Here is a 3,615-nt window from a genome sequence, read left to right on the forward strand (position 1 = left end):
GTATTGACGCGGGGCCCGAAAGGCCGCATAGTGGCTTTTGTGCCTATAGCAGCCACTCGGCCACTATGCGTGGCAACAAGCTGAAGGACAGAGGCTCGGGCCGGCGCCTCGCCGCCCGGGTCCTGGCCACCGGACCGGGCCGGCGCCTGGTCGACGGGCTGGTCCGGCTGGCGGGCGAGCCCTGCCTGGGACCACCGGGGGACCCCGACGATCCGGAGTCCCTGGAGCACCGCCGCCGGATCCAGGCGGTGCTCAACGTCGCCGCCGGCCTGCGGATCGTCTACCAGCCGATCGTCGACCTCGGCTCGCTCCAGGTCGTCGGCTACGAGGCCCTGTCCCGCTTCGACAGCGACCGGACGGCGGAGGACTGGTACGACGAGGCCCACGCCGTCGGCTTGGGCGTGGAGCTCGAGATGCTGGCGATCTCCCGGGCGGTGGCCGACCCCCCGCCCCACGGCTACCTCTCGGTCAACGTCAGCCCCGCCACCCTGGCGTCGGACGCCTTCCGGGAGTTCCTCGACGAGCGCCTCTGGGGCCGGCTGGTCGTGGAGCTGACCGAGCACGTCGGCATCGACGACTACGACTCCCTCGGCCGGACGGTCACCCGACTGCGCGACCGGGGCGGGCGCCTGGCCGTCGACGACGCCGGCGGCGGCTACGCCTCCCTGCGCCACGTGGTCTCGCTCGGGCCCGACATCATCAAGATCGACCGCAGCCTCATCGCCTCCATGGACCGCGACTCCGGGCGCAGGGAGCTCGCCCGGTCCCTCAGTCGCTTCGCCCATCGGACCGGTGCGTCGCTGGTGGCCGAGGGCATCGAGCGGCCCGAGGAGTACGACACCTGCCGGCAGGTCGGCATCGACTGCGGCCAGGGCTACCTGTTCGGCGCCCCCGCCCCCCTGGAGCGGCTCAGCCGCCAGCAGATCGTGCTCGGCCCCACTGGCTGACACCTTCGGGGCGCGGCGCCCATTAGGGTCGGTCCGTCGCTGCCGACCGCCATGACGCCGCCGGGACCCCGGGGCCGTCCGGTCTCGAGCTGCGGGGGTGGCTGGACCCCAAGGTGCTGGCGCTGGCGGTGGTCGCGCTGGCCGCCGGCTTCGGGCAGTTCGGTGCCGTGGCCACGCTCGGGGACGTCGCGCGGGGCTTCGGCCACGCCGTGCACGGGGACACCATCGCCGAGCAGGCCGGGCTGTCGGCTACCGAGGTGGGGCTGGGCCTGGCCGTGCTCCGCCTCGCCTCGCTCGGCGCCCTGCGGGTGGCGGGGGCGGCCGACCGGGTGGGCCGGCGCCGGGTGCTCCTCGGCGCCACCGCCTTCGGCCTGGTCGTCACGATCCTGGCCGCCGCCAGCCCCGGCTACTGGTGGTTCGTGGTGATCCTGGCCGCCGGGCGCCCGGCGCTGTCGGCCGCCGTGTCGGTGGCCCAGGTGGCGGCGGTGGAGGAGACCGGGACCCGGGACCGGGCCAAGGCGGTGGCCCTGCTGGCCGCCGCGTATGCCGCCGGCTCGGGCATCACGGTGGTGCTGCACAGCCTGGCCAAGGGGGTGCTCGGTTTCCGGGGGATCTTCGCCCTGGCGATCGTCCCGTTGCTCCTGCTGTGGTGGGTGCGGGGCCGGGTGTCGGAGACCGGGCGCTTCTCCCAGATGGGCGGGGAGCACGCCGCCCCGGTGCTCGGCCCGGTGGCCCGCCCCTACCGGAGGCGGCTGGCGGTGGTGGCGGGGCTGGCGTTCGCGGTGGCGGTGGTGGCGGGGCCGGCCAACAGCTTCCTGTTCCTGTACGCGCAGAACGTGCGCCACCTGGTGGGCTGGGAGACGGCGGTGATGGTCGTGGTGGCGGGCGGGGCCGGGTTCGGGGGGCTGGTCGCGGGGCGATGGCTGGCCGACCACATCGGCCGGCGCCCGACGGCCGGGATCGGGCTGGTGCTGATCGCCCTGGCTGCCACGCTCACCTACAGCGGGTCCACGCCGGCGCTGCTCCTGGGCTACGTGGCCGGGGTGACGACGGGATCGATCTTCGCCCCGGCGGCGGGGGCGCTGTCGAACGAGCTGTTCCCGACGGCGGTGCGGGCGTCGGTGGGCGGCTGGACGGTGGCCGCGGGCGTGCTCGGCGCCACCGCCGGTCTGCTGCTGTTCGGGGCGGTGGCCGACGTCGGCAACCGCTTCAGCGTGGCGGCGCTGGCCACCTTCCTGCCGGTGATCCCCGCCGCCCTGCTGTTCCGGCTGGTGCCCGAGACGCGCGGCCGGGAGCCCGAGGAGCTGTGGGAGTGAGGTTCGGTGCCGAGGTCGCGCTGGTCGTGGTCGACGTGCAGAACGACTTCGCCGATCCCCGGGGCTCGCTGTACGTCGCCGGCGGCGAGGAGGTGGCGGCGGCGGTCGGCGCCGACGTGCGCGCCGCGGGCGCAGCCGGAGCGCCCGTCGTGTACACCCAGGACTGGCACCCGCCCGACACGCCCCACTTCGCCAAGGACGGGGGCACCTGGCCGGTGCACTGCGTCGCGGGAACGTGGGGGGCCGAGCTGGTGCGCGACCTGGAGGTCGCGGGCCCGGTCGTGCGGAAGGGCACCGGCGGCGAGGATGGCTATTCGGGCTTCACCGTGCGCGACCCGCTCTCGGGCGCGGCGGGCGCGACCGGTCTGGAGTCGCTGCTGCGTGACCGGGGAGTGCAGCGCCTGGTCGTGGCCGGCCTCGCCACCGACTACTGCGTCATGGAGACCGTGCTCGACGGTCTCCGCCTCGGCTTCGGCGTCACCGTGCTCACCGGCCTGGTCCGCGCCGTGGACCTGGAGGCGGGCGCCGGCGATCGCGCCCTGGCGGCGATGGAGGACGCCGGCGCTCGGCTCGAGCCCTGAGGGCCTCTCGGCTCGAGCGCTGAGTTTCTCTCAGCCCGAGCGCTGAATCGCCCCCACCACGGCGTCCACGCATCCCTCGGCCAGGGCCTGCATCTCGGCGTCGGTGCGATCCTGGATCGGGTGCGCCACCAGCACGGCGGCGGGGTGGAACCCGAGAGCGCGGCCCTGCGCCTCCGCCGCGTCCCCGAACTCGGACGAGGCGATCATCACGCCCGGCACGCCGCGGGACTCGAGATCGGTGATGTCGTGCACACTGCACGACGTGCAGCTGCCTCAGTCGGCGAGGGCCTCGATCACCGCCTCGCACTGGGTGGCGATCTCCTGGCGCAGGTCGACCGGAGCCGGCTTGGTGAACGTGGGCTTGCGGTAGCGCGCCACGATCGCGCCCCGGCTGGTCAGCAGCTCCTCGAGCCGGTCGAGGAACACGTCGCCGCGCGGCTTGCTGATGTCGAGCAGCCCGACGCGGCGTCCCTCCAGCGACTGCAGGCGGGGCGAGGCCGGCCGCTCCGCCGGCGTCAGCTCCGACGTCGGATCGAGGACGATCTTCACCCGGCCACCTCCCTCGTCACCGGCTGGCTGCCCATGGCGCCGCTCACCCAGCCCCCGATGATGGCCGAGAACATCCCGGCCCGCCCGCCGGCGTGCACGATCAGCAGGCCGGGGCGGCCGACGGCGGCGCGCAGCCGGGCCCGGTCCCAACCCCCCTCGCGGAAGACCCGCGCGTGCTCGGGGGAGACCACGAGCATGGCGTCCCACACCGCCGCCATCCGC

Annotated in this window: 5 protein-coding genes; 3 read left to right on the forward strand and 2 right to left on the reverse strand. The window is 74.9% G+C overall.

What is annotated here, in order from left to right:
* Positions 1-65 precede the first annotated feature (65 nt).
* From VFW24_02995 to VFW24_03005, 3 genes are all read left to right on the forward strand, one after another.
* On the forward strand, positions 66-947 hold the full coding sequence (locus VFW24_02995) for an EAL domain-containing protein (protein HEX5265716.1): 882 nt from the start codon (positions 66-68) through the stop codon (positions 945-947).
* Between the two features lie 113 nt (positions 948-1,060).
* Entirely contained in the window at positions 1,061-2,263 is a 1,203-nt protein-coding gene (locus VFW24_03000; GenBank protein ID HEX5265717.1) for an MFS transporter, read from the forward strand.
* On the forward strand, positions 2,260-2,844 hold the full coding sequence (locus VFW24_03005) for an isochorismatase family protein (GenBank protein HEX5265718.1): 585 nt from the start codon (positions 2,260-2,262) through the stop codon (positions 2,842-2,844). The genes VFW24_03000 and VFW24_03005 overlap by 4 nt, the downstream gene beginning before the upstream one ends.
* Before the next feature lie 30 nt (positions 2,845-2,874).
* Here VFW24_03005 and VFW24_03010 read toward each other — a convergent pair whose 3' ends face one another.
* Both VFW24_03010 and VFW24_03015 read right to left on the reverse strand, forming a co-directional pair.
* Positions 2,875-3,393 (reverse strand): UGSC family (seleno)protein, encoded by a 519-nt coding sequence (locus VFW24_03010; protein HEX5265719.1) that lies wholly within the window; start codon positions 3,391-3,393, stop codon positions 2,875-2,877.
* Positions 3,390-3,615 (reverse strand): thioredoxin (locus VFW24_03015; GenBank protein HEX5265720.1); only part of this gene is annotated, 226 nt, incomplete at its 5' end. The genes VFW24_03010 and VFW24_03015, both read right to left, overlap by 4 nt.

It is taken from the genome of Acidimicrobiales bacterium, from assembly GCA_036273495.1.
Lineage (GTDB): Bacteria > Actinomycetota > Acidimicrobiia > Acidimicrobiales > JAJPHE01 > DASSEU01.